The sequence below is a fragment of the Thermophilibacter sp. ET337 genome (assembly GCF_024733715.1).
In the GTDB taxonomy this organism is placed as follows: domain Bacteria; phylum Actinomycetota; class Coriobacteriia; order Coriobacteriales; family Atopobiaceae; genus Thermophilibacter.
The window spans coordinates 24,936-50,721 of sequence record NZ_JANRHO010000002.1; the positions used below are offsets into that span (position 1 = coordinate 24,936).

Genomic DNA, 25,786 nt, shown 5'->3' on the forward strand with positions numbered 1-25,786 from the left:
CGCGCTAGTCGAGCTCCTCGAGATCGAAGGTGACGGTGATCTTGCCGCGGCCCACCCGGACCTTGGGGTCAGAGGAGAGCGAGAGGTAGTAGCGCTCGGCGAGCAGGTCGAAGTCGCGCTCGAGTGCCCGCGAGAACTCCTCGAGGTCCTCGCGCGAGACCCTGAGGCTGCGCCGGTCGCGCGCGAGGTCGACCTCGCGCGGGCCCGTCGCCGGCGCGGCGCGGTGCGTGAGGCGCGAGAGCACGCTTCTCAGCGGCCGGATCTGCCCCGAGACGATGCGGTGCGCCGTGCGCTCGGACATCTCGAGGCCGAGAAGCGCCGCCTGCTCGCGCAGCTCCGCGGCGTCCGCGGCGGCCCTCAGGCGCTCGAGCACCGGGAGCTCCTGGAGCGAGTCGAGGAAGAGCAGCTCGCCGGGATCGACGCTCACGGCGGCGCGCGCCCGCGCGGTGGCGGCGACCTCGGCGGGAGAGCCGAGGTAGACCTCGCAGGCCGAGCGCTCCTCGAGGGCGAACTCGCAGCAGGTGCGCACGATGTTGTGCGGCCCGCGCACGCAGGCGAGGCCCCCGTCGGGCCGGGCCTCGACGACCGGCCAGCTGGACTGGTCGGCGCGCTCGGAGAGGGAGGTGGCGTCGGTGACCGCGCGGATGGCCGCGCCCTTGCCGGGGGCCGAGGACATGACCTCGGCGCTCACGGCGTTCTCCTTGATCGAGAAGAGCGCCATGCCGCGCCCGTGGACGCCCCAGCGGTCCATGTGGACGCTGTCGAGCTTGGAGGTGACGCGCGCCTCGAAGACGCGCTCGTGGAGCTCGGCCGGGATGCCCGAGCCGTCGTCGAGCATCGTCGTGGTCCTGAGGTCTCCCTCGCGGGTCGTCGCCACGTAGATGTGGCGGGCGCCGGCGTCGCGGGCATTGCGCAGCATCTCGATGACCGCGTCCTCGACGCAGCGCACGTCGTGCTTCGCCTGCCTGCGCTCCGCCTCGGCGACGCGCAGGCGATAGAAGCCGCCGCCGAGGCTCTCCTCGACGCGAAGGGCGCGGTCTGCGCCCATCGAGGAGACGAAGCCGGCAAGGTCCTCGGCGGCGACGCTCATGGGCACGCTACTTCGCGACGTCGACGGCGCGGGACTCGCGGATGACGACGACGCGCACCTGGCCCGGGTACTCCATCTCGTCCTCGATCTGCTTGGCGATGTCGTGTGCGAGGACCGTGGCCTGCGCGTCGGAGATCTTCTCGGGCTCGACCATGACGTGGAGCTCGCGGCCGGCTTGCATCGCGTAGGTGCGCTCGACGCCGTCGTGGGCGTTGGAGATCTCCTCGAGCTTCTCGAGGCGCTTGATGTAGTTCTCGGCCGACTCGCGACGGGCGCCGGGGCGCGCAGCGGAGATGGCGTCGGCGGCCTGGACGAGGACGTCGAGGACGGTGTCGGGGTCGACGTCGGCGTGGTGGGCCTCGATCGCGTGAACGATCTCGGGGCGCTCGCCGTAGCGGCGGGCGAGGTCGGCGCCGATCACGGCGTGCGGGCCCTCGACCTCGTGGTCGATGGCCTTGCCGAGGTCGTGGAGAAGACCGGCGCGCTTGGCGGGCGTCTCGTCGAGGCCGAGCTCGGAGGCCATGATGCCGCAGAGCGCGGAGACCTGGACGGAGTGCGAGAGCACGTTCTGGCCAAATGAGGTGCGGTAGCGCAGGGCGCCGAGGGTCTTGACGAGCTCGGGGTGCAGGTCGTGGATGCCGGCGTCGAAGGCGGCCTGCTCGCCCGCCTCGCGGACGCGCTCGGCGACGAGGGCCTCGGCCTTCTTGTAGAGCTCCTCGATGCGGGCGGGGTGGATGCGGCCGTCGGCGATGAGGTTCTCGAGGGCGACGCGCGCCGTCTCGCGGCGGACCGGGTCAAAGCTGGAGAGGACGACGGTCTCGGGCGTGTCGTCGATCACGAGGGAGACACCGGAGACCTGCTCGAAGGTGCGGATGTTGCGGCCCTCGCGGCCGATGATGCGGCCCTTGAGGTCGTCGGAGGGGATGTGGACGGAGGTGACGGTGATCTCGCCGGCCTGGTCGGCGGCGCAGCGCTGGATGGCGGTGGAGATGATCTCGCGGGCGGTCTTGTCGGCCTGGGCGCGGACGGACTGCTCGGCCTCGCGCAGGATCTGCGCCTCCTCGCGGACGGACTCGGCGCGGACGCGGGCGAGCAGCTCGTCGTGGGCCTCGTCGCTCGAGAGGCCGGCGATGCGCTCGAGCTCGGCCTCCTGGCGCGATACCATCTCGTCGAGGTCGGACTTGCGGCGGTCGAGCTGGCCCTGGAGGCTCGAGAGCTGGTGCTCGCGGCGGTCGAGGGCGTCGTTTCTGTGGTCGAGGGACTCCTCGCGCTGCATGATGCGGTTCTCGAGGTTCTGGAGCTCGTGCTTGCGCTTCTTCTCCTCTGCCTCCGAGGTCTGCTTCAGGGCGAGGATCTGCTCCTTGGCCTCGAGGATGGCCTCCTTCTTGGCGTTCTCCGCCTGGCGCGCGGCCTCGGAGGCGATGCGCTCGGCCTCGCCGCGGGCGGAGGCGAGCTGAGCCTCGGCGTCCTTGAGCTTGGAGCCGCTCTTCCCGGCTAGGACGAAGTAGACGACGATGGCGCCGACCGCGAGGCCGACCACCCCTGCGATGATAAACTCCATGGCTGCTCCTCAGATATCGTGCGTGTTCTATGCGTGGGTTCAGGAGACCATGGCGCGAGCGCCATGGAACCCGCCATCGGAGGTGCAGTCGTGGCGCCTACGTAGAGAAAGATCCTATGCGAGAGCTAGCGTGAACGTTCCGAACATATGAACATCAGCTGGCCGACCAGCGTGAGAGTGCGCTCCAATAGCCCCCTCATCCTAGCGTCTGCGCGGGCGCCCTGTCAAATGCGCCTCAGGTAAGCGACCGCGCGGAGCGCCCCGCGACCTCGCGCGCGACCTCCGCCGAGACGCCGTAGGGAAAGCCCCTCCCGCACAGGAACCTCATGATCTTCTCGTAGTCGTTCTTGCCCGTGAGGCGGCGGCGCGAGGCGAGCTCAAGGGCGCGCGAGCGCTCGGAGTCGTCGTCGAAGAACTCCTCCGGCCAGCCCTCGACCTCGTCCACGCGCACGCCCCGGCGCTCGAGCTCGCGCTCGACCTTGACCCTCCCCCATCCGGCGAGGGCCTTGGAGCGTGCGAAGGCGGCTCCGTAGCGCGCGTCGTCGACCAGGCCGCAGTCGCGCGCCCACGAGAGGGTCTCACAGACGAGATCGTCCGCATAGCCGTCGGCGCGGAGCTTGTCCATGAGCTCGGAGGAGGTGTAGTCGCGCCGCCCCAGCAGGTCGGCGACGCGGGCGCGGGCGCACGAGCGACCGAGCGCCCCCACGGTCTCAAGAAGCTCCTCGCGCGTGGAGGGCTCGGGAGCGCCCTTCGCCGAGAGCCTGCGTCCCACGGCGACGGGGACCTCGAGGGCCTCCTCGCCGAGCCCGGGCGTCCTCAGCGTCACGCGTGCGCGCCGGGACCGGGAGCCGCGCTCGGGCAGCCTGACCTCGAGCGAGCCGAGCGAGCCGGGCATCAGAGCGCGTCGGGCGCCGGGGCGGCGGCGTCGAGCTCGACGACCTCGCCCACGCGCTCGTCGCCGAGCTCCAACCCGCAGGCAACACGGACGCGGTGGTCGATCTCGTCCATGAGGTCGGGGTTGGAGGCCAAAAAGTCCTTGGCGGCCTCGCGACCCTGGCCGAGGCGCTCCTTCTCGTAGGTGAACCAGGCGCCGGACTTGCTCACGATGCCGTACTCCACCGCCATGTCGAGGATCGAGCCCTCCTTGGAGATGCCCTGGCCGTACATGATGTCGAACTCCGCCTGCTTGAAGGGCGGGGCCACCTTGTTCTTGACGACCTTGACGCGGACGCGGTTGCCCACGACCTCGTTGTTGACCTTGATGGAGTCCACGCGACGGATGTCCATGCGCACGGACGAGAAGAACTTGAGCGCGCGGCCGCCCGGCGTGGTCTCGGGATTGCCGAACATGACGCCGATCTTCTCGCGCAGCTGGTTGATGAAGATGCAGGTGGTGTTTGACTTGGAGAGCGAGCCGGCGAGCTTGCGCAGCGCCTGGCTCATGAGGCGGGCCTGCAGGCCGACGGTGGAGTCGCCGATCTCTCCCTCGATCTCGGCGCGCGGGGTGAGCGCGGCCACCGAGTCGACGACCACCACGTCGATCGCGCCGGAGCGCACCAGCATGTCGCAGATCTCAAGCGCCTGCTCGCCGGTGTCCGGCTGGGAGATGAGGACCTCGTCGATGTCCACGCCGATGCGGGCGGCGTAGCCCGGGTCGAGCGCGTGCTCGGCGTCGATGAACGCCACGACGCCGCCTGCGGCCTGCGCCTCGGCGAGGATCTCGAGGGAGAGCGTGGTCTTGCCCGAGGACTCGGGGCCGTAGATCTCGACGATGCGGCCGCGCGGGACGCCGCCGATGCCGAGCGCCGCGTCGAGCGCGATCGACCCCGTGGGGATGGCCTCGACCTCGAGGCTCGGGCCCTCGTCCCCGAAGCGCATGATCGCGCCCTTGCCAAACTTCTTCTCGATCTCCTCGGTGGTGGCGGCGAGGACCTTCTCGCGCTCCTCGCCGGTGGTCCTCGGGTGGATCTCCTTGGTGATGCCCTTGGCCTTGGCCATGCTCTCCCCTTTCGCGTCCTTTGTCGCCGTGATGGTATCCGAACATCCGTTCTAAGTCAAGCGGGACGCATCGAACATAGCAGGCACGACGTACCGGCGGCAGCAACCAGGCTGACGGGCGGCTCGCGGGGAGCTTTCGGGGGACTTCCCCGTTCGGAGAAGCCCCACGTACCGGGGCTCGGGAGGGGCGCCCCTCACCCGGCCCCAGGGCCGCGCCTACAAGCGCTCCTCCACAACACCTTCACGAAGCAGGGCCACGGCCTCGCGCGCGGCGGCGCGACGGACGGCCGCGCGGTCGCCCTCCAGGGCAAGAAGCGCGCTGCGCTCCCCCGCCGGGCCCGAGAGTCCCAGCCACACCGTGCCCACGGGCTTGCCGGGCTCCTCCCCTCCCGGGCCGGCGATGCCGGTCACCGAGACGGCGAGGTCGCAGCCGAGCACGAAGCGGGCGCCGCGCGCCATCTGCTCGGCGCACTCGGGCGAGACCGCGCCGCGCGCGGGGTCCTCGAACACCTCGTCGGCCACGCCCAGGACGGCGCGCTTGACGTCGATCGCGTAGCTCACCACGCCGCCGCGCACCACGTCCGAGGAGCCGGGCACGGCCGTCAGGCAGCCGCACACGAGGCCTCCCGTGCACGACTCTGCGGTACCGAGCGTAAGCCCCCGCCCGCGGGCGAGCTCGAGCAGCTCGGCGCAGGCGTCATAGAGCTCGGGGTCGTCCGAGAAGATCTCGCGCTCGGCCACGGCTACCTCCCAAAGACGACGTGACGGGCGTTCCAGAAGTACTGCACGCCGGAGACCACGGTGAGCACCACGGCGGCGATCATGAGCGCCCAGGAGACAAAGCCGATCTGGGTCCCAAAGTCGACGAGGCCGACCGCGTACAGCGCAAAGGCGAGGTAGTAGCCGCACAGCGACACCATCGTGACGGCGGTCTTGGCCTTGCCGAGGCTGTCGGCGGCGATGACCTCGCCGGTGGACGCCGCGACCATGCGCAGCGCGCTCACGAGAAACTCGCGCACGAGGATCACGAAGACCACCCACACGGCCACCTCGCCGCGGTCGAGCAGCATGAGCAGGGCCGAGAAGACCAGGAGCTTGTCGGCGATAGGATCGAGGAACTTGCCGAAGTCGGTGATCTCGTCGCGGGAGCGGGCGAGGTAGCCGTCGACCTTGTCCGTGAGGGACAGGGTCACGTAGATGACGAAGGCGGCCACGGAAAGCGGGGCGTCGACCGGGCCGTCGGCGAGGGCCGCCACGACCATGAAGACCGGGATGAACGCGATCCTCACGCAGGTCACGATGTTAGCAGGGGTCCAGACGCTCTTCTCGCCCGCCATGTCAGTCGTCCTCCTTCACGAGCTCGCCGGTCATCTCGTAGCAAAACGAGTCGACGAGGTCGACGGTCACGATGTCTCCCACCGAGGCCTCGCCCTCGGCGATGTGGACGGCGCCGTCGGAGTCGGGCGCCTGGAACCAGGCGTGCCCGATGAGCTCGGGGCCGTCCGGGCCCTCCTCCACGCCGTCGACGATCACGCGGACGCGCTCGCCCACGTGGGCGGCCGTCGCGGCAAAGCCGAGCTGCTCGGTGAGGTCGATGAGGCGCTGGGTGCGCTCGAGCTTGACCTCCTCGGGCACCTGGCCGTCCATGCGGGCGGCGGCGGTGCCGTCCTCCTGGGAGTAGGCGAAGACGGAGCAGTAGTCGAACTCCTGCTCGGCGATGAAGTCGTAGAGCTCGTCTGCCTCCTCGTCCGTCTCGCCGGGAAATCCCGCCATGCCCGTGGTGCGCAGCACCATGCCGGGGATCTCGGCGCGCAGGCGCGCGAAGAGGGCGCGGAGCTCCTCGGCCGAGCCGGGGCGGCCCATGGCCTTGAGCACGCGCGCGGAGCAGTGCTGGATGGGGATGTCGATGTAGGGCAGCACCTCGGGGACATCGCGGATCGTGGCGATGAGCTCGTCGGTCATGCCCTCGGGCTGCAGGTAGAGCACGCGCACCCAGCCGCCGTAGGGCCGCACGGCCTCGGCGACGCGGCGCAGCAGCGCGGCGAGCGTCTCGCCCTCGCCGAGGTCGCAGCCCCACACGCCGGTGTCCTGGCCGATGAGCACGACCTCACGGACGCCGCCCTCCATGAGCGCGCGCACCTCGGAGACGACCTCGTCGGCCGGGCGCGAGTGGTAGCGCCCGCGGATGTAAGGGATCGCGCAGAAGGTGCAGAAGCGGTCGCACCCCTCGGAGATCTTCACGAAGGCGCTCGCGCCCTCGATGGTGCGCAGCGTCCCCTCGGCGGCCGCCCGCGGGGCCTCGGCGCCGAGGACCTCGCACACCACGCCGACGATGCCGTCCTCGTCCTCGGCGCGCACGAAGGCGGCGACCTCGGGGAGCTCGGAGGCGAGCTCGTCGCCGTAGCGCGAGGGCACGCAGCCGCACATCACGATGGGGCAGGCGCGCACGCCCTCGCTGCGCTCCTCGGCAATCTGGAGCGTGGCCTCGACGGACTCCTCCGTCGCGGAGGCGAGAAACGAGCAGGTGTTGACGATCGCGACGTCCGCCTCGGCGGCGTCGGCGACCTCCTCGAAGCCCGCGGAGAGCAGAAGCGCCCTCATGCGGTCGGAGTCGACCTCGTTCTTGGCGCAGCCAAGCGTGACGAGCAGAAAGCGCACGGCATCCCCCTTTGCTAGCGATAGTTGACGAACTGCAGGGGCTGGCCGTAGTCGCGGTCCCTGAGCGCGGAGATGACGGACTGCAGGACGTCCTTGGAGGCCGAGCTCATGCGGAGCTTGTCGCCCTCGACGGTGGCCTTGGCCTTGAGCTTGAGGTCGCGGATGTCCTTGGCGATCTTCTTGGCCGTGTCCTGGTCGATGCCCTGGACCACGGTGCCGCTCTGACGCACGCTCATGCCCGAGGCGGCGATGGGGTCGGACCAGCGCACCGCCGTGAGGTCGACGCCGCGCTTCACGAGCTTGGACCCCAGGATGTCGCGCACCTGGGAGGCCACGAACTCGGAGGGCGCAGAGATCTTGAGGACGCCCTCCTTCTTGGAGAGCTCAAGGGTGGCGCCGGTGCCCTTGAGGTCGTAGCGCTGGGTGAGCTCGCGCGCCGCCTGCTGGCAGGCGTTGTCGACCTCCTGCATGTCGACGACGGACACCACGTCGAAGCTAGATTCCTTGGCCATGTGAAACTCCTTTCGCGGGCGGCCTAGAGGCCGTCCGTCCCTGTCTGCCCGGCGGGGTCGGCCGACGCGTCTGCGCCGGTGCCGGCGCCCTCCCCGTCCTCCGCGCCCTCGGGACGCGGGGTCCCCTTGATCGTCACGCTCTCGACGCCGCCCGCGGAGGACGTGAAGTCGACGCGCTCGCCGTTCTTGGTGACCTTGACCACGGAGGGGTCGCCCACCTGGACCGTGATCGAGTCATAGACCGTGAACTCCTGGGACCACGGCCCGGTCATGCCGTCGGCGACGACGCTCTCGCCGTCGCAGACGATCTCGAGCCAGGAGTAGCCGCCGCTCGCGAGCTCCACGCTCACGACCGTCTCCTCGGGCTCCGCGTCCGCGGAGGGGTCGGCGGGGTCCTCGCCGTCGGTCTCGCCGTCCGTCGCCTCGCCGTCGGTCTCGCCGTCGGTCGCCTCGCCGTCGGGCGTCTCGTCGCCCGCGGCGTCGTCACCGGAGGCGTCGTCGGAGCCGTCGCCTGCCGTCGCATCGCCCGCGGGCGTGGTCGCGTCGTCTGCGGCGTCACCCTGCGTGGCGTTGCTCACCTCGACGGTCTGGCCGCCCGTCGTCTCCTGGCCGCCGCGCACGCACGAGCCCACGGAGAAGATCAAGATGGCGGTGATCAGCGCGGTGGCAACGATCACGATCGCGAACAGCGCGCGGCGCGGATCCGAGAAGAACCCCTCGACGGCGCCGAGGGCGCCCCCGCGCGTGGGCGGGCGGACGCCGCGGCCCTGGCGCTGGGGACCCGCGGAGCGCCTGCGGACGTTGGGGCGCTCCACCTGGGCGATGTTTCGAGAGGAGCGGCGGCCCGAGATGGTCGAGGCCGGCGCGTAGGGGTTGGCGCGGTCGTCGTAGCGCAGATCGTCGACGTACTCGCTCGGGCTCACGCGGCGCGTGCTCACGTCGTCGCGGCGGTAGAGCCGGTTCGAGCGCACCTGGGAGCGCCCGTCGTAGGCGCGCTCCGGGGAGCGCTGGCCCTCGCTGATCAGGCGGCCGGCCTGGTCGTCGGGGCGGCGCCTGCGCTCGACGGCGCGGCGGCGCGAGGGGCCCTGCGGCCCGCGGTCCCGCTCGCCGGCGCTGTTGTAGGGACGACGGCGCTCGCCCTCGCGCGTCCACTCGAGCTCGCTTTCGCGGGAGAACGAGTACGACGAGCGGGTGCCCGGCGCCGCGGCCCCCATGCCCACGAGCGGCACCGAGGAGCGCGAGCGCACCGGCGCCGTGGTGGCGAAGTAGCCCATGTCGCCCGCGGGGCCGCCCGAGGTCGGGAGCAGCGGGCGGTACTCGACGTAGGCCTTGGGCCGCGAGCCCACCTCGTTGACGAGGTCGTAGCCCGAGACGCCGCGCCCGGCCTGCGTGTCGCGCGTGCGGCGCCTGAGCTCGTGCGACGCCGTGCCGGTGCGGTGGACGTAGAGGTCCTCCTGGAAGAGGTCCACGATCTCGCGGGCGTTGAGGCCGAGGTAGCGGGCGTAGCTCGAGAGCATGCCCTGGGCGTAGCCGCTCTGGGGCAGGTGGTCGTAGTCGCCCTCCTCGAAGGCGATGAGCACGTCCTCGCGCAGCTTCAAGATCTTGGACGCCTGGGAGATGGAGAGGCCGAGCTCGTGCCTGCGCGTCACGAGCGCCTCGCTGAAACGCGGACGTGCCATGTCACTCAACCTCCCGATACGCGGCTTCCTGCACCTTCAGGTCCTCCAGACCGTCCTTGTCGAGAAGGACCTCGCGCGGCTTGGAGCCGTTGGCCGGCCCCACGACGCCCTTGGCCTCGAGCATGTCCATGATCCTGCCCGCGCGGGCGTAGCCCACGGAGAGCGCGCGCTGCAGGCTCGAGGTGGAGCCGAGCTGCGACTCCACGACGATGCGCGCCGCCTCCCACACGAGCGGGTCGTCGTCCTTGGCCGCGCCCGGATCGCCGGGGGCGCCCGGGGCGTTGGGGACCACCGCGGTCAGGATGTCCTCATGGTAGTCGGCCGTGACCTGGGTGCGCACGAACTCGACGGTCTGCTCGATCTCCTCGTCGGAGACCCAGCAGCCCTGGGCGCGCCGCGGCTTCTTGCCGCGGAGCTTGACGAGCATGTCTCCCCTGCCGAGGAGCTGCTCGGCGCCCTTCTGGTCGAGGATGATGCGCGAGTTGATGGAGTTGTCGACGGAGAGCGCCACGCGGTTGTCGATGTTGGCGCGGATAAGGCCGGTCACGACGTCTGCCGAGGGGCGCTGGGTGGCCACGATCAGGTGGATGCCGGCGGCGCGGCCCAGCTGCGCGATGCGCACGATCGAGGACTCCACGTCCTTGCCGGCGACCATCATGAGGTCGGCGAGCTCGTCGATCACGATGACGAAGTAGGGCATGTGCTTCGGGGGGTTCTCCATCTCGTCATACTTGCCCCCGTCGACGTTGCCGTTGTAGGTCTTGATGTCGCGGACCTTGTAGTGCTCGAAGACCTTGAGGCGCCGCTCCATCTCGGTCACGCCCCACTGAAGCGCGCTCGCCGCCTGGCGCGGCTCGGTGACCACGGGAACGTAGAGGTGCGGCAGGCCCGCGTAGCCCGTGAACTCGACGCGCTTGGGGTCGACCATGATCAGGCGCACCTGCTCGGGGGTGGCGCGCATGAGCATGGACATGATGATGGCGTTGAGCAGGACCGACTTGCCCGAGCCCGTGGTGCCGGCGACGAGCAGGTGCGGCAGCCCCGCGAGGTCGACCACGATCGGCTTGCCCTCGGAGTCGCGGCCAAAGGCGCAGTCGAGCGGGCCGCCCTTGGCGAAAGGAAGTACGTCGGAGAGATAGACCGGCTGGGGCTTGTCGTTGGGGATCTCGATGCCCACCAGGGAGGTCCCCGGGATGGGCGCGAAGATGCGCACGGACTTGGCCGCGAGCGACAGCGCGATGTCGTCCTCGAGGTTGACGATCTTGTTGACGCGCTCGCCCTCGCCCATCGAGATCTTGAACGTGGTGACCGAGGGGCCGGCGATCCAGCCCTCGACGCGCGAGCTCAGGCCAAACTCCTCGAGGGTGCCCTGGAGCTTGGCCGCCGTGGCTGCGAGCTCCTCGTCGTTGGCGAAGGTGCCGTCGAACTGGTCGTTCTTGCGCAGGATGGAGAGCGGCGGGAGCTTGTAGGACTCGTCACCGTCGCCGGGCCGGGTGATGGTCTGCGGGGCGGGCGCGGCCTTGGCGGCCTTCTCGCCCTTCTCGGCCTTGGCGGCCTTGGCGTTCTTCTCGGCCTTGGCGCCCTTGGCGCGCTTGCCGGCGCGCCTCTCGGGGCGCAGGAACGAGGGGACCTCGCCGTGGACCTCGGAGGGCGCCGGGGCATCGTCGGCAAAGAGCGGCGCGGGGCGCGGGGCGCGGTCGAGCAGCGTGGTCGCAGGCTCCTGAGCGTCGTCGGAGAGCAGCTTGGCGCGGCTGCGCTTGAGCACGGTGGTCTTACGGTCGCCGATGAACGACGTGGTGCCCTCGCCCGTCTCGTCGAACAGCGACGCCTGCGGCCCCTGGGCGGCGCCGGGGACGAACGACTCGTCCGCGGCGGCGTCGATGATCGCCTGGGCGCGGCGCTCCTCGACGCGGGCGCGGTGGTCGTCGGCCAGGGCGCGGGCGCGCTCGCGCGCCGAGGTGACGAGCCCCGAGATGGAAAAGCCGCACACCACGACGCCCGCGAGGACGCACCCCACGAGCACGACGTTGCCCACCACGGGGCCGAGCAGGGCGAGCAGGGCGTAGGCGATCGCGCCGCCCACGTAGCCGCCCGCGAGCTCGGCGGGCTCGGGCTGCAGGACCGTGCCCGGGTCCTCGGCGGCGCCGGGGCAGTTGAGCGAGAGCATGGCGAGGACGGCGAGAAGGACGAGCGCGAGCCCCGCCGCGATCCGCCCGGAGACCGGGCGGTCGCCGTCCACGAAGAAGGTCATCGCGAAGGCGAAGAGCGCCACCGGCACGAGCAGCGCGCCCGCGCCGAAGGAGAGCGCGAGAAAGTCGTGGACCGCGCTCGTGACCACGGCCGAGGACGGAACGACCACGGCGACGAGCATCGCCACGGCCACCACCGCCAGGACCACGCCGAGGATGTCGGACTGGGCGTTGCCGAGAGCCACGGCGCCGCCGGACGCGCGGGACTGCGCGCGGGCGGGCCGCTTGGCGCCGGAGCGCCCCTTGGCTGCGTTTGTGCTGCGTTTTGCGGGCATCTGCCTAGACCTCCATCACGACCGGGATGATCATCGGCCGCGTGTGCGTCCTGTTCCAGAGCTGGTTGGAGAGCGCGTTGCGCACGCCGCGGCGCAGCGCGTCGATGTTGACGCCGCCGGAGGAGGTGAGCTTGGCCACCTGCGCGCGCACGAGCTCCTGCGCCTCGCTCAGGAGCACGTCGTCGGTGGAGGTGGCCACGCCGCGCGTGGAGACCTCGACGGCCTCGACCGCGCCGCGGCGCTTGGAGATGATGACGGTGCAGGTGACCACGCCGTCCTGGGCGAGCTTCTGGCGGTCGCGCAGGACCACGGGGTTGGCCTCGGTGACGGTGCCGCCGTCGACGTAGACCACGCCGGACTCGACGGCGCGCCCGCGGCGGACCTTGTGCTTGACCATCTCGAGCGAGTCGCCGTTGTCCAGGACAAAGACGTGGCTCGCGGGCACGCCCATCTGCACGCCGAGCTCGGCGTGGGCGCGCAGGTGCTGGGCCTCGCCGTGCACGGGCATGAAGTAGCGCGGCTTGGCCATGGCGAGCATGAGCTTGAGCTCCTCGGCGCTCGCGTGGCCGGAGACGTGGACGAGGCCCTTGCTCTTGTCGTAGATCTCGCAGCCGACCTTGGAGAGCGAGTTGACGATCGCCTGGACGCTCTTCTCGTTGCCGGGGATGGGCGTGGCCGAGATGATCACCGTGTCGGTGTTGTGGATGGAGAGCGACTTGTGCTCGCCGTTGGCCATGCGCGCGAGCGCCGAGAGCGGCTCGCCCTGGCTGCCGGTGCACAGCACCACGATCTTCTCGTCCGGGATGCGGTCGACGTCGTAGGCGTCGATGATGTTCTCCTCGTCGATCTTGAGGTAGCCGAGCTCGCGGGCGACCTTGGTGTTGGTCACCATGGAGCGGCCGGTCACGACGACCTTGCGGCCCACGGCCACGGAGGCGTCGCAGATCTGCTGGAGGCGGTGGATGTGGCTCGAGAACGCCGCCACGAAGACGCGGCCCGGGGCGTTCTTGATAACGTGGCGCAGGTCGCGGCCCACCGCGGCCTCGGACGGCGTGAAGCCCGGACGGCAGGCGTTGGTGGAGTCGGAGAGCAGAAGGTCCACGCCCGAGGCGCCGAACTTGTTGATGGCCTGGTAGTTGGGGCGCTGGCCGTCGATGGGCGTCTGGTCGAACTTGAAGTCGCCGGTGTGCATGACGGTGCCCGCGGGGGTTGACATGAAGACGCCGAAGGCCGCCGGGATCGAGTGCGTCATCGAGAAGAACGTGATGGTGAAGGCGCCGAGCGTGATCGTGGAGCCGTCGCTCACCTCGCGGAACTTGGGCGAGCGGATGTTGTGCTCGGCAAGCTTGCCCTGGATGAAGCCAAGCGTGAGCTTGCTCGAGTAGATGGGCACCTTGCGGGTGAGGTCGGCCAGCAGGTACGGCAGGGCGCCGGTGTGGTCCTCGTGGCCGTGCGTGATGATGATGCCGCGGAGCTTCTCCTCGTTCTCCAGGACGTAGGTGTAGTCGGGCAGGATGAGGTCGATGCCGGGCTGTCCCTCGTCGGGGAACATCAGGCCCGCGTCAACGAGGACCATGTCGTCGCCGTACTCGAAGGCGGTCATGTTCTTGCCGATGCCGTCGAGGCCTCCGAGGGGGATGATCTTGAGCGCTATGTCCTTCTTTGGCATTCCCGAGTGGTTCCTTTCGCGCGCGTTTGGTCAGGTATATCAGACGACCCCGAGGGTCGCTCCAATTCGCATACGGATTGATTCTACCCGAGAAGAACGCGCCGTCCGGATGTTCCACGATGGCTTCACGGGCCGCAGGCGGGACGGGGCGCGGGGGCGGGGGGCGGCCCGCACTCGGCGACGTCCGCCGGAAGCCCGCCCGCACTTCTCGTCCCGCCGCATCCAGTGCGGGCCGGCGCGCAATGGATGCGCGCACTTGGCGACGGCGGCCCGGAGGGGGTCGCGCACTCGATGCGCCACGGACCGAAATAGGCCCGCACTCGATGCGCGCACACACGAGTGCGGGCAAGAAGTGCGGGCGCGCGGGGCCAGGGCGCCTACTCGCCGCGGAGCTCGAGGTTCATGAGGGTCGCGTTGCTGCCGATCTGACGAGGGGAGGGGTCATAGGAGAGCTTGAGCTGCCCACGATTTCGTTCTCGGCAGACATAGCTTAGGAGCAACGCCACCGGCTTGGCGCCGGACGCCCACTGCCCCACCGTTCTCATCCCGCAAGTCAGGAACACGCTCCCTTGCAATCGCCGCCGATCCGCGGACGGCAGGCCCCGGAATCAGCGTCAGCTCACGAGGACGTATCTGCGGTTGCGGCTCGTCTCCCCCGCCGTTGGAGCGACCTTCCCCTGCTCGATGAGCTTGGGGAGCAGGTAGCGAATGCGCGCCACGCCGACGCCTATCCTCTCGGCAAGCTCCCGCGCGCTGGTGGGGCGCTGGGCATCCAGCTCCAAAAGGATCTTCTCCTCAAGGAAGTAGGTGTCCATCGAAGGCGACACGGGCGCGGGGGCGGGTACTGCCACGACACCCGCCAGCTCCCGGCGAAGGATGACCGTGAACGAGTCCGCCGTGACCCTGAACTCCGGGACAGGCAGCGAGCGCGCCTCCATCTCTCGAATCATGTATCGGATGCCGGTGCCCTGGCTCTCCGCGATGAACCCGCCGTGCTCGAGCGGCACGGCGCCCATGAGGCTCATGAGGCGCGGGTTGCGGCACCGCGAGCTCCCGTCCCCGAGGGACTCGACCGTCTTGCCGCCCCAGAGTCCGCCGGGGTTGCGGATCTCTATGCGGTCCGGGTAGACGTCGACGCTCACGGCCTCGCCCACGTACAGCGGCGCGTACTCTCGATGGACGAGAGCGTTGGAGAGCGCCTCGCGCAGGACCTCCTCCGGGATCTCCCACTCGTCATGGCGCTCGGCCCCGACCACGTGGGAAGTCTTGCGCAGGTTGCGCGCCAGCACGGCAAGCGCGTCCTCGATGCATACCGAGAGGGGCCCGTCGCACATCTGGCGGTCGATGAACCTCGGCTGCCCCGGCGGCGCCTTCTCAACGTCCGGATGCACCGCGACGTCGATGAGCAGGCGTGGATAGAACTGCTGCGGGTACAGGCCCGCGGCAAGCAGGCCGCCCAGATAGAGCGTCCCGTCCTCCGCCGCGATTCCCAGCCTCTGAAGCTGGGACTCTCTGGTTTCCGCGCCCCTGAAGACGCGCGAGCTCTGCCTCCTGCGCGCTTCGATTATGGCGTCGACGAGGCTCTGATCGAGGTCGGCAGCCGTGGCCCCGCAGACAAGGGCGGCCTCCGCGTCGCTCGGCAGAAGCGCCCCCTGCATCTCAAACAGCTCCGACGGCGACAGCCTATCAACAATCAGCCCAAGCTCATCATCGTGCATGGCAACCCCCCCGTCTCTCCGCTCACTCAACTATAGAGGATTATCTCTCAAATCTGAGAGACACTTTGAGAGAAGACTGAGAGAGGCCCGCCGACCGACGGGGCCGCCCCCGGCGCTCCGAAAGGAAGTTCCACGAAGTGCACTTCCTGGGGGAGCGCCGGGGGCGGCCCGAGCTGCGTCAGAGTATGGAGCCTGAAGCCCTACGCCCCGTGGTGACGGCGCGGACGCGGACGGTCGTCGCCGCCCTCGCCCTTGTCGCCGGGACGACGGCGCGGGCCGCGGTGCTCGCGGCGCGGACGCCCGGCATCCCCGTCCTTCTCGGCACGCTCGCCGCCATGGCCGCGGCCGGAGCCGGCCGGGGCCTCGGGCTTGTCGATGCGGTCGAGGCTGATCTTGCCCTTCTCGTCGACCTCGAGGACGCGGACCTTGACCTCGTCGCCGATGTTGAGGACGTCCTCGACCTTGTCCACGCGGCCCTGCGCCACGCGGGAGATGTGGAGCAGGCCGTCCTTGCCGGGCAGCAGCTCGACGAAGGCGCCGAAGGGCTGGATGCCCACGACGCGGCCGGTGTACTCCTCGCCGACCTCGGGGACCTTGACGATGGCCTTGATGCGCTCGGCCGCCGCGTCGCCCGCGCCGCCGACGCCCGCGATGAAGACGGTGCCGTCCTCCTGGATGTCGATCGTGGCGCCGGTGTCCTCCTGGATGCCGCGGATGACCTTGCCGCCGGAGCCGATGACGTCGCGGATCTTGTCCGTGGGGATGGTGAGGCTGATGATCTGCGGCGCGGACTCCTTGGTCTCGGAGCGCACGCCGGGCACCGCGTCGAGCATGGCGTCGAGGATGAACATGCGGCCCTCGTGCGCCTGCATGAGCGCGGAGCGCAGGATCTCGGGCGTGAGGCCGGTGGCCTTGTTGTCCATCTGCATGGCGGTGATGCCCTTGGTGGTGCCGGTCACCTTGAAGTCCATGTCGCCGAGGAAGTCCTCGAGGCCCTGGATGTCGGTGAGGACGACGGTCTTGCCCTCCTCCTGGATCAGTCCCATGGCCACGCCGGAGACCGGGCGCTTGATGGGCACGCCGGCGTCCATGAGCGCGAGCGTAGAGCCGCAGGTGGAGCCCATCGAGGACGAGCCGTTGGACTCCATGACCTCGGAGACCACGCGGATGGTGTAGGGGAACTCCTCCTCGGAGGGGATCACCGGGAGCAGGGCGCGCTCGGCGAGGTTGCCGTGGCCGATCTCGCGGCGCTTGGGGCTGCCCATGCGGCCGGTCTCGCCGGTGCAGAACGGCGGGAAGTTGTAGTGGTGCATGTAGCGCTTGCCATCGACGGGCTCGATGGTGTCGAGGCGCTGCCACTCGTTGAGCATGCCGAGGGTGCAGATGGAGAGCACCTGCGTCTGGCCGCGCTGGAAGAGGCCGGAGCCGTGGACGCGGGGCAGGTAGTCGCCCTTGACCATGAGCGGGCGCACCTCGGTGGGCGTGCGGCCGTCGACGCGCTCGCCGGTCTCGACGACCATCAGGCGCATCGCGTGCTTCTCGAGGGCCTTGAGCTCCACGGGGATGGCGCGGCTCCACTCGGCGCGCTCCTCGTCGGTGAACTCGGCCTTGATGGACTCCTTGAGGGCCTCGACCTTGCCGATGCGGGAGAGCTTGTCGGCGTCCTTGAGGGCGGCCTCCATCTCGTCGTAGTGGGCGAAGACGCGGTCGTGGACCTCGGGGATGGGCTCGTCGAGGATGTACTCGCGCGGGACGATGGGGCCGTTGGTCTCCTCGACCTTGGCGAAGAACTTCTTCTGCTCCTCGCAGAAGGCGGCGATGGCCTCCTGGCCAAAGGCCATGGCGGCGAGCATGTCCTCCTCGGAGATCTCCTCGGCGCCGGCCTCGAGCATGGAGATGAAGTCGCAGGAGCCGCCGAGCTCAAGGTCGAGGTCGGAGTTGTCGCGCTCCTCGTAGGTGGGGTTCACGATGAACTCGTGGGTGTCGCGGTCGCGGCCGATGCGCACGCAGGCGAGCGGGCCCTCGAAGGGCACGCCGCCGACGGTGAGGGCGGCGGAGGCGGCCATCACGCAGATGGTGTCGACGGGGTTGATCTGGTCGGCCACGAGGGTGGTGGCCACGACCTGGACCTCGTTGCGGAACCCGGCCGGGAAGCTCGGGCGCAGCGGGCGGTCGATCATGCGGGCCGTGAGGGTGGCCTTCTCGGACGGGCGCGCCTCGCGCTTGAGGTAGCCGCCGGGGATGCGGCCCACGGCGTACATCTTCTCGATGAAGTCGACCGTGAGCGGGAAGAAGTCGTAGTCCTTGCGCTCCTTGGAGACCACCGCGGTGAGAAGGACCGTGGAGTCGCCCGCCTTCACAAGGCAGGCGCCGGTGGCCTGCTTGGCAAGCTCGCCGGTCTCGAGGACGTAGTGCTTGCCGTAGAGGTCGAACTCGTGCGTAACCTTTGCCATTTCTTTTCCCTTATCTCCGCCTGCCCCATTGCAGGCGGGCCGTCTTGGCGGCCGCGCCTGCGACCGCCGCCCGCTCCGTGCGGGCTAAACCAAAAGAGGGGGCACCCGCGGGCGCCCCCTCGAAGAACCGCTTTACTGGATGTTGTCGCGGATGCCGAGGCTCTTGATGAGGGTACGGTAGGCCTCGATGTCGTTGCCCTTGATGTAGGAGAGCAGGCGACGACGCTTGCCGACGAGCATCAGAAGGCCGCGACGGGTGTGGAAGTCCTTCTTGTGGGTCTTCATGTGCTCGGTCAGGCCCTTGATGCGCTCGGTGAGCAGGGCGACCTGCACGGCCGCGGAACCGGAGTCCTTCTCGTCCTTGCCGTACTGGGCGACGAGCTCGGCCTTGCGCTCCTTGGTGACTGCCATGTTCAAACCACCTTTCACATAGATTCGCCCCGAACCGGGATGGCCGTCAGGTGTGGGCGGGCCGCCAGGTACGGGGTACTGACCTGTGGCAGTGTAGCACAAGCGCGCGCTCCGGTCCTTCTCGGCAGAAAATCCACGAGACGCGCGCGGCACGGCGGCGTTTGCGGGGACGAAGCGGCCCCCTTATGAGGGTGTGTACACCGCCCCTATGGGGTATGTACGCCAGGCCCTGTGGCACTTCTCGCAAAGGCGCAGTTCAGAGCGCTGCCGAGAAGAACGGGCGGGTCGGATGACTGAACATACCCTACAGGGGCGGTGTACACACCCTCACGAGAGGGAGGCCGCGTCCACCAGCGCCGAGAAGATCTTGCGGCTGGGCTCGTCGACGGCGTGCGAGAACTCGGGGTGCCACTGGACCGCCCAGCAGAAGCGCGAGGAGGGGCGCCACACGGCCTCGACCACGCCGTCCGGCGCCGTGGCCATGACCTCCAGGCCCGGTGCCACGTCTCGCAGCGCCTGGTGGTGGAAGCTGTTGACGGGCAGCGCGCCGGCGCCCACGCAGGCCGAAAGCGGCGTTCCGGGGAGCACGTCCACCTCGTGGACCGGGTTCTCGTAGGGGGCCTTCCCGTGGTGCTCGACCTCGGAGGGCAGCTGCGCAGGCAGGTCCTGCCAGAGCGTGCCGCCCAGGACGACGTTGAGGGCCTGGAGGCCGCGGCAGATGCCAAGCAGCGGCAGGTCCCGCTCCAGCGCCGCCGGGACGAGCAGCGCCTCCATGGCGTCGCGCTCGCGGCAGAGCTCGCCGCAGAGGGCGGCCTGGTCGGGGGCGCCCGCGCCGTAGCGGGCGGGGTCGACGTCCTGCCCGCCGGTCACGACGAGCCCGTCGAGGGCGTCGAGCAGGCAGGCCACGGCGTCGGCGTCGGAGGTGAGCGGCAGCATCACGGGCACGCCGCCGGCCTCGGCGACGGCGTCGAAGTAGCCCGGGAGCATCCACAGGCTCTCGCGACCGTAGTCGACGAGCGGCACGCAGCCGATCAGCGGCTTGTGGGACATGGGGCGCACTCCCTTCTCGCGGGCGGCAGGGCACGGCCGCCCATTATGCCGCAACTCCGCGCGGAGGATCGCCCGGGCGGCGCAGGCCCCGGCATTAATCCCCGAGAAATGTACGACCATTCTCAGTGAGGCCATTCCGTTAATTTAACTCCATAGCTCAATGGTTTACTGTCAAGGGAAACGGTCGTACATTTCTCCCCTTGGGGTGCGGGGCGCGCGAGACACTGGGCCCGCGGCCCGCGGCCCGCGGCGCGCGGCCCCGCCGCACTCACAGGGCGCCGAGGTAGAACTCCCAGGCGCGCAGGCGGGCGTCGAGGTGGGTGGCGGCCCAGGCGTGCGCGAGGCCCAGGAGCGCGAGGGCGCCCTCGGCGTCAATCTCCGCCGCCAGCAGCTCGTCGAAGGTGAGGCCCAGAAGCGCGCGCAGCCACGCGAGCGTCCCGGGCGCGACCGGCTGCGCCCCGGCGACCTCGCGGGCGCAGCTCTCGCACAGCGCCCCTCCCGCGGCGGGCGAGAAGTACGTCACGGCCTCGTCGCCGCAGGCGCAGCACGTCGCGAGCTCGGGCCTCCAGCCGCCGTGCGCGAGCACCTTCCACGCGTACGCGGCCACCACGACGTCGAGGTGCGCGCGGTCCGCAGCCTGCTCGCAGGCGGTGAGCGCACGCAAGCAGATGGGATGCAGGAAGCCGTCCGGCGCGTCCTCGTAGCAGGTGAGCCGCGCGAGCTCGGCCACCGCGCTCGCCGCCGAGACCCGGTCGTACTCCCCGCGCAGCCCCGGGTGCGGGTCCACGAGCGCAGCCTCGCTCACCACGTCGAGGCTGCGTCCCTCCGCCAGCAGCAGGTCGCACTCGGAGAAGAGCTCAACGCGCGCGGCGAGGCGCCCCCCGGGCTTGCGCGCGCCCTTCGCGACGGCGCGCCGCTGCGAGCCGTCGGCGGCAAGCAGCGTCAGGATGAGGTCCGTCTCGCCGAGCTTGGTGCGGTCGAGCACGATCGCGCGCGTTCGGTAGGTGCGCCTCCCCGCCATGGCCTAGCCCTCGTCGAGCCCGTAGCCCAGGCGGCGGATCTCGCGCTCGTCGCGCCTCCACTGCGGCGCCACGCGCACCGTGAGGTCGAGAAAGACCCTGCAGCCGAGCAGGCGCTCGATGTCGCGGCGGGCCTCCACGCCCACGCGCTTGATCATCTGCCCGCCGCGGCCGAGCACGATGCCCTTCTGGCCGTCGCGCTCCACGAGGATCGTGGCCGCGATCGAGGCGTGGCCGTCGTCGGCGTACTCGAGGCTCTCGCACAGCACCCCCACCGAGTGCGGCAGCTCCTGGCGCAGGTGCAAGAAGAGCTTCTCGCGCACGAACTCGGCCACGAGGTCCTCGGGGGTGGCGTCCACGTCCATCCCCTCCGGGAACCACCGCGGCCCCTCGGGCAGGTGCGCCGATACCAGGGCGAGAAACGCGTCGACGTTGAAGCCCTCGGTCGCGGAGACCACGAGCTCGTCGTCGAAGCGGCACAGGGCCCGGGCGGCCTCGAGCTGCGCGGAGACCTGCTCGGGGCCGGCGATGTCGGCCTTGGTGAGCACGAGCAGCTTGTAGTCGGCCTCGGCCGAGTCGACGTGGCGCGCCACCCACTCGTCGCCGCGGCCCACGGGCTTGGTGGCGTCCACGAGGAAGGCCACGACGTCGGCGTCGGCGAGCTCGGCGAGCGCCGCCTTGTTGAGCTCGGAGCCCAGGGCGTCCTTGGGCTTGTGCAGGCCCGGCGTGTCGATGATCACGAGCTGGGACCCCGGCGTGTTGATGACCGCGCGCATGCGGCGGCGCGTGGTCTGGGCCACGGGGCTCGTGATGGCGACCTTCTCGCCCATGCAGGCGTTGAGCAGCGTGGACTTGCCGGCGTTGGGCCGGCCCACCAGGGCGACGAAGCCGCTGGTGAACGGCGCGTCCTTCTCGCCCGCGTTCTTGTTGGCCATGAAACCTCCCCGGGGCCGCGCCCCTAGTTGAAAAGGGCGTTGGCGTAGACGAGCACGCCCACGATCGCGACGACAAACGACAGGAACCACACCGCCGCGGCCGCGATGTCCTTGGCGCGGCCCGCGAGCGGGTGGAACTCCGGCGAGACGAGGTCGACCACGGTCTCGATCGCCGTGTTGAAGAGCTCAGCCATGATGACCACGGCACAGCACAGCAAGATGATCGCCCAGCTCAAGAGGTCGATCTGCAGCACGATGCCGGCCACGACCGCGAGCGCGCCCACGGCGAGCATGACCTTGATGTTGCGCTCGGTGACGACGGCGGTCCTGAAGCCCTGGATCGCAAAAAGGAAGCTCTTGCGGAAGCCCGGGTGGTCGCTCTTGGAGCCGGGTATCATGCGTCGCCATCCTCGCGGTGGCGGGTGAGCATGACGTGGTCGATCGGCCGGTCGCACGGCATGAGGGCCAGGAGCGCCTCCTCGCGCGCCTCCATGGCGGACGCCTCCTCGTCGTCGAGGTGGTCGTAGCCGAGCAGGTGCAGCAGGCCGTGGGTGAGCAGCAGCCGGAACTCGTCAGCCTCGGTGGTGCCGAACGCGGCCGCCTGGCGCGCGATGTAGGCCGGCGCGAGCACGATGTCGCCGAGCTCGCAGGGCTCGCCCGGCGCGAGGTCGGGGTCGTCGGGGCGCTCGCACTCGAGGCTGATCACGTCGGTGGCGCGGTCGACGTCGCGCCAGGCGTCGTTGAGCGCGCGGATGCGCTCCTCGCTCACCACCGAGATCGAGACCATGCAGGGCCGCCCCACGCCCTCCTGGGAAAGGACGACGTCGCAGTCCGCGCAAATCTCCTCGTCGCTGATGGGGGCGCGAACGCCCTCCTCGCACGAGAGGTCGTACTCATTTTCCATGGCCTGCCTCCTTTGCCGCCGCCTGGGCCGCGTAGGCGTCCACGATGCGCGCCACGAGGGTGTGGCGGACGATGTCGTTGCGGTCGAGGTCCACGAAGGCGATGTCGTCGATGCCGTCGAGCACTCGGCGCGCGCTCTCGAGCCCGCCCACGCCGGAGACGTCGCGCTGCGAGGCGTCGCCCGTGACCACGAACTTGGACGAGAAGCCCAGACGCGTGAGGAACATCTTCATCTGCTCGGGCGTGGTGTTCTGCGCCTCGTCGAGGATGACGAAGGCGTTGTTGAAGGTGCGGCCGCGCATGAACGCGAGCGGGGCGATCTCGATGACGCCCTGCTCGATGAGGGCGTTGCCCTTGCCCATGTCCGTCATGTCGAAGAGCGCGTCGTAAAGCGGGCGCACGTAGGGGTCGAGCTTCTCCTCGAGGGTTCCGGGCAGGTAGCCGAGCGACTCCCCCGCCTCCACGACCGGGCGCGTGAGCACGATCCGGCCCACCTCGCGGCGCTTGAGGGCGGCCACCGCCATGGCCATGGCGAGGTAGGTCTTGCCCGTGCCCGCCGGCCCGATGCCAAAGGTGACCGTGTTGGTGCGGATGGACTCGACGTAGCGCTTCTGGCCCGCCGTCTTGGGGCGAATCGCCCGGCCGTGATAGGTGAGCAGGATGTCGTCGCCGACGAGGTCCAGGCGCTGCGCCCCGTGGCGGACCTGGTCGACCACGAGGTCCACGTCGTCGGGCGTGGGCGCCTCCCCCGCCTCCACCAGGCGGATCAGGCGCGAGAAGACCGAGGTGAGCTGGTCGACCACGTCGACGGGCCCCGAGAGGGCGACCTGGTTGCCGCGGACCGAGATCATGGCGTCGAAGCTGGACTCGATGCGGCGCAAGAGGGAGTCGGCCGGCCCCATGAGGGTGGTCGGGTCGACCGAGTCGGGAATGGTGAGACGAACCTGGGTGGGCTCCATGCTCCTCCTGTGACGGCGATTGCTACCCTGATGATACCCCAGGCACGCCGGGGCCGGGCGCGCAACGCGCCGGGCTACAGGAGCTCGGCGGCGAGGGTGGCGTCGGGCGAGACGGAGGCGAGGCGCACCGGCACGAGCGAGTCCACCGGCACCGACGGGTCGAGCGTCACGTCGAAGAGGCCGCCCGAGACGCCTCGGCCGGGGTACTGCACCACCACGAGGTCCTTCTCGCCCACCAGGCGGCGCGCCTCGGCGAGGCGCAGCTCGTCGGCGAGCTCGCGGGCCCGGGCGCCGCGCTCGGCCATCACGTGCGGGTCAAGCTGGCCGGGCATCGTGGCGGCCGGGGTGCCGGGGCGGCGGGAGTAGCGGAAGACGTGCATCTTGGCGAAGCGCATCTCGCGGCAGAAGGCGAGGCTCTCCTCGAACTCCTCGTCCGTCTCGCCGGGAAAGCCCACGATGAGGTCCGTGCCCAGCGCGATCCCGGGCACGCGCGAGCGCGCGGTCTCGACCACGCGGCGGAAGAGGTCGGTGCGGTAGACGCGCGCCATGCGCCTCAGCGTCTCGTCGCAGCCCGACTGCAGGCACACGTGCAGGAAGGGCGCCACGCGCTCCCCCGCCGCGGCCATCACGTCGCAGAGCTCGGGCGTGACGTCGGGCGGCTCGATCGACGAGAGGCGGATGCGCTCCACGCTTGTGCGCTCGAGCAGCTCGTCCAGAAGCCCCGGCAGGCCGAGCTCGCGGCCGTCCGGGCCGGCGGCCCGGTAGCAGCCCAGGTTGATGCCCGTGAGCACGACCTCGCGCGCGCCGCGGTCCTGGGCCTGCCGCACGGCGAGAAGGACCTCGTCGAGCGCGACCGAGCGGGCGGCGCCGCGGGCCTTCCACACGATGCAGTAGGTGCAGCGGTTGTCGCAGCCGTCCTGGACCTTGATGCCGGGGCGGGTGCGGCCGGTGGGCGTGGGCGTGGCGGCGCAGGCGGCCTCGGGCCCGGCGTCGCCCGCAGCCCCGGCGTCGCCCGCAGCCCCGGCGACGCCCGCGAGCCCCAGGCGCTCGAGCGCGAGCCCGGCCACGCGCGACTTGTCGCGCTCGACCACCACGTTGGGCGCGAGCGCAGCAAGCTCGTCGGCAAACAGGCTCGCCACGCAGCCGGTGGCCACCACGAGCGGCGCCCCCGGCAGCGACGCCGCGCGGCGGACGGCCTTTCTCGCCTTGGCCTCCGCCTCGCCGGTGACGGCGCAGGTGTTCACGACCACGACGTCCGCCTCGCGCTCGCCGGTGAGGCGGGCGCCGGCGCGCTCGAGCTCGGAGGCCATGAGGTCGAGCTCGACGCGGTTGACGCGACACCCCAGGTTGACGAGGGCCACCGCGGGCGCGGCCGGCGTCGTCACTTGCGGCTCCTGAAGGGGTTCTTGGGCGCGTGCCAGCGCTCCTTGGCAAAGTGCTCGGCGGCGTTCTCGGCGGCGGCCGAGAAGCCCTCGGCCTCCTCCTCGCTGGTGGGCTCGGGCCGCGCGTCCCTCTCAGCCGCCGCGCCCTCGTCGAGCGCGCGCTCGGCGACGATCGCCGCGACGTCGAGGAGCTGCTTCTTGGTGAGGTCGCGCGGGGTCTCCACCTGCACGACGGCCACGAGGTTGCCGCGGGCGATCATGCCCATGCGCGGCATGCCCTTGCGCTCCACCACGACCTGCTGGCCAAACTGGCAGCCGGCCGGCACCTCGACGGTGACGCGCTCGCCCTCCATGATGCCGTCGAGCGCGACGGTGGTGCCCACGATCGCCTGGAGCGCGTCGACGCGCACGGTGCAGTAGAGGTCGTCCCCGCGGCGCTCGAAGCGGTCGCTCTCGGCCACCTCGATGCTCACCACGAGGTCTCCCGAGGCGTCGCCGCGCACGCCCGCCTCGCCCTTGCCGGAGACGGTGATGGTCTGGCCGCTGTGGACGCCGGCGGGCACCTGCACCTCGACCTTCTCGCGCGAGGGGGCGCGGCCCTGACCCTCGCAGGTCTCGCAGGGGTGGTCGATGACCTGGCCCTGGCCGTGGCAGACGGGGCAGGTGGCCTGGGTCTGCATCTGGCCGAAGATCGTGCGCTGGACCTCCACCACGCGCCCGGTGCCGTGGCAGCGCTCGCAGGCGTGCGCGCGGCCGCCCTCGGCGGCGCCGGTGCCGCCGCAGTCCTCGCAGGGGGCGAGGCGCGTGTAGGCGACGGTCTTCTTGCAGCCGGCCGCGGCCTCCTCGAGCGTCACCGTGAGGCGGATGCCCATGTCGCGGCCGCGGGTGCGGGCCTGCGCGCCGGCGCGCCCGGCCCCGCCGCCAAAGAAGGAGTCGAAGATGTCGCCAAAGCCAAAGCCGCCCCCGCCAAAGATGTCGGAGACGTCGACGTAGTCCGAGCCAAAGCCCGCGGGGCCGTTAGGGTCGCCGTAGCGGTCGTAGTTGGCGCGCTTCTGGTCGTCCGAGAGGACGGCGTAGGCCTCGTTGACCTCCTTGAAGCGCTCCTCGGCGTCCGGCTCCTTGTTGACGTCCGGGTGCAGGGTGCGGGCCTTCTTGAGGAAGGCCCGCTTGATCGTCTTGGCATCGGCGTCACGAGGTACCTCGAGCACCTCGTAGTAGTCCCTCTTCGGTTCCACGTGCATACTCCAGAAACTCGTTCGTTTTCG

At 70.5% G+C, this 25,786-nt stretch carries 23 protein-coding genes; all 23 read right to left on the bottom strand.

Annotated elements, in window-relative coordinates; translation table 11 throughout:
* Nucleotides 1-4 precede the first annotated feature (4 nt).
* Complete coding sequence (locus tag NW198_RS02330) at nucleotides 5-1,090, bottom strand: ATP-binding protein (protein WP_087316006.1); 1,086 nt, start codon at nucleotides 1,088-1,090, stop codon at nucleotides 5-7.
* Between the two features lie 7 nt (nucleotides 1,091-1,097).
* Nucleotides 1,098-2,651, bottom strand: coding sequence for a ribonuclease Y (rny, locus tag NW198_RS02335; protein ID WP_258339855.1), 1,554 nt, complete (start codon nucleotides 2,649-2,651; stop codon nucleotides 1,098-1,100).
* A 235-nt stretch (nucleotides 2,652-2,886) separates the two neighbouring features.
* The gene (locus NW198_RS02340) at nucleotides 2,887-3,546 is read right to left on the bottom strand and encodes a regulatory protein RecX (RefSeq protein WP_258339856.1); all 660 of its coding nucleotides are present in this window, start codon (nucleotides 3,544-3,546) and stop codon (nucleotides 2,887-2,889) included.
* Nucleotides 3,546-4,649, bottom strand: a complete 1,104-nt coding sequence (gene recA / locus NW198_RS02345; RefSeq protein ID WP_087316000.1) for a recombinase RecA — start codon at nucleotides 4,647-4,649, stop codon at nucleotides 3,546-3,548. The genes NW198_RS02340 and recA overlap by 1 nt, the downstream gene beginning before the upstream one ends.
* A gap of 216 nt (nucleotides 4,650-4,865) precedes the next feature.
* Nucleotides 4,866-5,390: a CinA family protein gene (locus NW198_RS02350; protein WP_087315998.1), complete on the bottom strand. Its 525-nt coding sequence runs from the start codon at nucleotides 5,388-5,390 to the stop codon at nucleotides 4,866-4,868.
* 2 nt (nucleotides 5,391-5,392) lie between these two features.
* Nucleotides 5,393-5,986 carry a CDP-diacylglycerol--glycerol-3-phosphate 3-phosphatidyltransferase gene (gene pgsA / locus NW198_RS02355; protein ID WP_204204680.1) on the bottom strand — a complete coding sequence of 198 codons (594 nt, stop codon included), beginning with the start codon at nucleotides 5,984-5,986 and terminating at the stop codon, nucleotides 5,393-5,395.
* Nucleotide 5,987: 1 nt separating this feature from the next.
* Nucleotides 5,988-7,250, bottom strand: a complete 1,263-nt coding sequence (gene rimO, locus NW198_RS02360; RefSeq protein WP_239386785.1) for a 30S ribosomal protein S12 methylthiotransferase RimO — start codon at nucleotides 7,248-7,250, stop codon at nucleotides 5,988-5,990.
* A gap of 71 nt (nucleotides 7,251-7,321) precedes the next feature.
* Nucleotides 7,322-7,819 carry a YajQ family cyclic di-GMP-binding protein gene (locus NW198_RS02365; protein ID WP_258339857.1) on the bottom strand — a complete coding sequence of 166 codons (498 nt, stop codon included), beginning with the start codon at nucleotides 7,817-7,819 and terminating at the stop codon, nucleotides 7,322-7,324.
* A gap of 23 nt (nucleotides 7,820-7,842) precedes the next feature.
* Nucleotides 7,843-9,498 (bottom strand): helix-turn-helix domain-containing protein, encoded by a 1,656-nt coding sequence (locus tag NW198_RS02370; protein ID WP_258339858.1) that lies wholly within the window; start codon nucleotides 9,496-9,498, stop codon nucleotides 7,843-7,845.
* 1 nt (nucleotide 9,499) lies between these two features.
* The gene (locus NW198_RS02375) at nucleotides 9,500-12,022 is read right to left on the bottom strand and encodes a DNA translocase FtsK (RefSeq protein ID WP_258339859.1); all 2,523 of its coding nucleotides are present in this window, start codon (nucleotides 12,020-12,022) and stop codon (nucleotides 9,500-9,502) included.
* Nucleotides 12,023-12,026: 4 nt separating this feature from the next.
* On the bottom strand, nucleotides 12,027-13,691 hold the full coding sequence (locus NW198_RS02380; protein ID WP_258339860.1) for a ribonuclease J: 1,665 nt from the start codon (nucleotides 13,689-13,691) through the stop codon (nucleotides 12,027-12,029).
* A gap of 377 nt (nucleotides 13,692-14,068) precedes the next feature.
* Nucleotides 14,069-14,227: a hypothetical protein gene (locus NW198_RS02385; RefSeq protein ID WP_258339861.1), complete on the bottom strand. Its 159-nt coding sequence runs from the start codon at nucleotides 14,225-14,227 to the stop codon at nucleotides 14,069-14,071.
* 78 nt (nucleotides 14,228-14,305) lie between these two features.
* Nucleotides 14,306-15,409, bottom strand: a complete 1,104-nt coding sequence (locus NW198_RS02390) for an ATP-binding protein (RefSeq protein WP_258339862.1) — start codon at nucleotides 15,407-15,409, stop codon at nucleotides 14,306-14,308.
* A gap of 200 nt (nucleotides 15,410-15,609) precedes the next feature.
* The gene (locus tag NW198_RS02395; RefSeq protein ID WP_258339863.1) at nucleotides 15,610-17,862 is read right to left on the bottom strand and encodes a polyribonucleotide nucleotidyltransferase; all 2,253 of its coding nucleotides are present in this window, start codon (nucleotides 17,860-17,862) and stop codon (nucleotides 15,610-15,612) included.
* 132 nt (nucleotides 17,863-17,994) lie between these two features.
* The gene (gene rpsO / locus NW198_RS02400) at nucleotides 17,995-18,273 is read right to left on the bottom strand and encodes a 30S ribosomal protein S15 (RefSeq protein WP_087316075.1); all 279 of its coding nucleotides are present in this window, start codon (nucleotides 18,271-18,273) and stop codon (nucleotides 17,995-17,997) included.
* Nucleotides 18,274-18,600: 327 nt separating this feature from the next.
* Nucleotides 18,601-19,323, bottom strand: a complete 723-nt coding sequence (locus tag NW198_RS02405; RefSeq protein ID WP_258339864.1) for a gamma-glutamyl-gamma-aminobutyrate hydrolase family protein — start codon at nucleotides 19,321-19,323, stop codon at nucleotides 18,601-18,603.
* Nucleotides 19,324-19,591: 268 nt separating this feature from the next.
* Nucleotides 19,592-20,344 (bottom strand): DNA repair protein RecO, encoded by a 753-nt coding sequence (gene recO / locus NW198_RS02410; protein ID WP_258339865.1) that lies wholly within the window; start codon nucleotides 20,342-20,344, stop codon nucleotides 19,592-19,594.
* A gap of 3 nt (nucleotides 20,345-20,347) precedes the next feature.
* Complete coding sequence (era, locus tag NW198_RS02415; RefSeq protein ID WP_258339866.1) at nucleotides 20,348-21,277, bottom strand: GTPase Era; 930 nt, start codon at nucleotides 21,275-21,277, stop codon at nucleotides 20,348-20,350.
* Between the two features lie 23 nt (nucleotides 21,278-21,300).
* The gene (locus NW198_RS02420; RefSeq protein ID WP_258339867.1) at nucleotides 21,301-21,675 is read right to left on the bottom strand and encodes a diacylglycerol kinase family protein; all 375 of its coding nucleotides are present in this window, start codon (nucleotides 21,673-21,675) and stop codon (nucleotides 21,301-21,303) included.
* Entirely contained in the window at nucleotides 21,672-22,181 is a 510-nt protein-coding gene (gene ybeY / locus NW198_RS02425) for an rRNA maturation RNase YbeY (RefSeq protein ID WP_258339868.1), read from the bottom strand. Before ybeY ends, NW198_RS02420 begins: the two co-directional genes overlap by 4 nt.
* The gene (locus NW198_RS02430; RefSeq protein WP_258339869.1) at nucleotides 22,171-23,139 is read right to left on the bottom strand and encodes a PhoH family protein; all 969 of its coding nucleotides are present in this window, start codon (nucleotides 23,137-23,139) and stop codon (nucleotides 22,171-22,173) included. The genes ybeY and NW198_RS02430 overlap by 11 nt, the downstream gene beginning before the upstream one ends.
* A 74-nt stretch (nucleotides 23,140-23,213) precedes the next feature.
* Nucleotides 23,214-24,524, bottom strand: a complete 1,311-nt coding sequence (locus NW198_RS02435; protein ID WP_258339870.1) for a MiaB/RimO family radical SAM methylthiotransferase — start codon at nucleotides 24,522-24,524, stop codon at nucleotides 23,214-23,216.
* Complete coding sequence (gene dnaJ, locus NW198_RS02440; RefSeq protein WP_258339871.1) at nucleotides 24,521-25,756, bottom strand: molecular chaperone DnaJ; 1,236 nt, start codon at nucleotides 25,754-25,756, stop codon at nucleotides 24,521-24,523. The genes NW198_RS02435 and dnaJ overlap by 4 nt, the downstream gene beginning before the upstream one ends.
* Nucleotides 25,757-25,786 lie beyond the last annotated feature (30 nt).

Excerpts from the sequence above, each read along its gene's own strand:
- NW198_RS02340 (WP_258339856.1), bottom strand. The coding sequence starts at position 3,546 with ATGCCCGGCTCGCTCGGCTCGCTCGAGGTCAGGCTGCCCGAGCGCGGC.
- pgsA (WP_204204680.1), bottom strand. The coding sequence starts at position 5,986 with ATGGCGGGCGAGAAGAGCGTCTGGACCCCTGCTAACATCGTGACCTGC.
- recA (WP_087316000.1), bottom strand. The coding sequence starts at position 4,649 with ATGGCCAAGGCCAAGGGCATCACCAAGGAGATCCACCCGAGGACCACC.
- NW198_RS02390 (WP_258339862.1), bottom strand. The coding sequence starts at position 15,409 with ATGCACGATGATGAGCTTGGGCTGATTGTTGATAGGCTGTCGCCGTCG.
- NW198_RS02380 (WP_258339860.1), bottom strand. The coding sequence starts at position 13,691 with ATGCCAAAGAAGGACATAGCGCTCAAGATCATCCCCCTCGGAGGCCTC.
- NW198_RS02375 (WP_258339859.1), bottom strand. The coding sequence starts at position 12,022 with ATGCCCGCAAAACGCAGCACAAACGCAGCCAAGGGGCGCTCCGGCGCC.
- rpsO (WP_087316075.1), bottom strand. The coding sequence starts at position 18,273 with ATGGCAGTCACCAAGGAGCGCAAGGCCGAGCTCGTCGCCCAGTACGGC.
- NW198_RS02370 (WP_258339858.1), bottom strand. The coding sequence starts at position 9,498 with ATGGCACGTCCGCGTTTCAGCGAGGCGCTCGTGACGCGCAGGCACGAG.
- recO (WP_258339865.1), bottom strand. The coding sequence starts at position 20,344 with ATGGCGGGGAGGCGCACCTACCGAACGCGCGCGATCGTGCTCGACCGC.
- rimO (WP_239386785.1), bottom strand. The coding sequence starts at position 7,250 with ATGAGGGCGCTTCTGCTCTCCGCGGGCTTCGAGGAGGTCGCCGACGCC.
- NW198_RS02395 (WP_258339863.1), bottom strand. The coding sequence starts at position 17,862 with ATGGCAAAGGTTACGCACGAGTTCGACCTCTACGGCAAGCACTACGTC.
- ybeY (WP_258339868.1), bottom strand. The coding sequence starts at position 22,181 with ATGGAAAATGAGTACGACCTCTCGTGCGAGGAGGGCGTTCGCGCCCCC.
- NW198_RS02420 (WP_258339867.1), bottom strand. The coding sequence starts at position 21,675 with ATGATACCCGGCTCCAAGAGCGACCACCCGGGCTTCCGCAAGAGCTTC.
- NW198_RS02430 (WP_258339869.1), bottom strand. The coding sequence starts at position 23,139 with ATGGAGCCCACCCAGGTTCGTCTCACCATTCCCGACTCGGTCGACCCG.
- NW198_RS02405 (WP_258339864.1), bottom strand. The coding sequence starts at position 19,323 with ATGTCCCACAAGCCGCTGATCGGCTGCGTGCCGCTCGTCGACTACGGT.
- rny (WP_258339855.1), bottom strand. The coding sequence starts at position 2,651 with ATGGAGTTTATCATCGCAGGGGTGGTCGGCCTCGCGGTCGGCGCCATC.
- era (WP_258339866.1), bottom strand. The coding sequence starts at position 21,277 with ATGGCCAACAAGAACGCGGGCGAGAAGGACGCGCCGTTCACCAGCGGC.
- NW198_RS02330 (WP_087316006.1), bottom strand. The coding sequence starts at position 1,090 with ATGAGCGTCGCCGCCGAGGACCTTGCCGGCTTCGTCTCCTCGATGGGC.
- NW198_RS02365 (WP_258339857.1), bottom strand. The coding sequence starts at position 7,819 with ATGGCCAAGGAATCTAGCTTCGACGTGGTGTCCGTCGTCGACATGCAG.